General features: G+C 44.9%; 2 protein-coding genes. One reads left to right on the top strand and one right to left on the bottom strand.

Annotation, left to right across the window (positions count from 1 at the left end):
* Positions 1 to 117: 117 nt before the first annotated feature.
* Complete coding sequence (gene mtgA / locus B4K20_RS03575; RefSeq protein WP_289281911.1) at positions 118 to 816, bottom strand: monofunctional biosynthetic peptidoglycan transglycosylase; 699 nt, start codon at positions 814 to 816, stop codon at positions 118 to 120.
* A 69-nt stretch (positions 817 to 885) separates the two neighbouring features.
* On the opposite strand from mtgA, the gene B4K20_RS03570 reads away from it, so the two are divergent.
* Positions 886 to 1,353: AEC family transporter (locus B4K20_RS03570; protein ID WP_289281910.1), on the top strand; the 468-nt coding region annotated here is incomplete at its 3' end.

Raw genomic sequence — 1,353 nt, 5'->3', positions numbered from 1 at the left:
AGCCAAGTTACCGTTGGCTTTATTGAGTGTATGGCAGAGAAAGGCTGGAAAGTCTGGCTTAAATAACTCTCTCGTCCTCGGTACCGCCAGTACCCCTTCTAGTACTGGCGGTTTTTTTTATTCTGATATTGGCGCTAACCAGTTAGTCCCACCTAATTTACGTTGTTGGGCTAAATTCCAACGGGCTCTATCAATGAGATGTTGTGCAGGTCTTGCCGGATCATATTTCAACGGACTTGGTAAGGTAGAGGCTAATAAAGCCGCCTGCATATCCGTCAGTTGCGAGGCGCGTTTGCCAAAGTGATACTGACTGGCGGCCTCAATACCAAAGACGCCGGGTCCCCACTCTGCAATATTCATATACACTTCAAGAATGCGTTGTTTGCCCCAGGTTACTTCGATCAATGACGTAAACCAGACCTCAAGGCCTTTCCTCAGCCAACTTCTGCCCGTCCATAAGAACATGTTTTTAGCGACTTGCTGGCTAATGGTACTGGCTCCACGTAAGCGGCCACCTTCTTCAGCTTCATTCAAAGCTTTCATAATGGCATCGACGTCAAAGCCTTGATGTATCGGGAAACGCTGATCCTCAGAGGTAATGACCGCTAAAGCAGCTTTTTTGAGCATCTCATCCCAGCTTAACCAGGTTTGTTGAATACTGTAATCATCATGCGTCAGCCAACGTTCCAGCATCACCATACTGACGGGTGGGTTCAACCAGCGAAACGGCAGGACAATAAGCAGGCTCAACACTAACCATCCCAGCATGGCATAAAGAAGCCATTTGATAAAAATGCGTTTGATTTTATTCAGCATATCTGCCTTTTTATTGTTTCTGACCCATAGTGGTTAGGCACCTAACGATCATCCTGATATCATTTAATATTGCAACAAAAACTCATCTATCTGATGCTTACTACTTTTTCAATTTTGTTACCGATTTTCGGGTTGATTGCGGCCGGTTTTATCGCTAGAAAAACCGGCGTGCTCGGACCCACAGCGGCTAGTGAATTAAACCGTTACGTCGTCTGGCTAGCCCTGCCTGCCTTATTGTTCGACATTATGGCACATAGCCATTGGCAAGCTTTATTTAAGCCTGCTTTTATTTATGTTTATCTGCTTGGCACTGGGGTTATTTTTGTTTTTATTCTGTTGTGGCGGTTAAATCAGGGTAGTCATTTAGCTGACGCCAGTGTTGATGGTGTGGCAGCGGCTTACTCCAATACGGGTTACGTCGGTTTTCCATTGTTATTTTTAGTATTTGGTTCATCCAGTCAAGTGCCCACGACTATCGCATCCATTATTGTGGTGTGTATCTTATTTTCTATTGCCATCATGTTAATAGAAACGGGG

It is taken from the genome of Methylophaga sp. UBA5088, from assembly GCF_002414625.1.
GTDB classification, from domain to species: Bacteria; Pseudomonadota; Gammaproteobacteria; order Nitrosococcales; family Methylophagaceae; genus Methylophaga; species Methylophaga marina.
This window is presented reverse-complemented; position numbering and strand designations above follow the sequence as displayed.

What these genes read in the sequence shown, in the direction of transcription:
- mtgA (WP_289281911.1), bottom strand. Translation starts at nt 816, where the DNA reads ATGCTGAATAAAATCAAACGCATTTTTATCAAATGGCTTCTTTATGCC.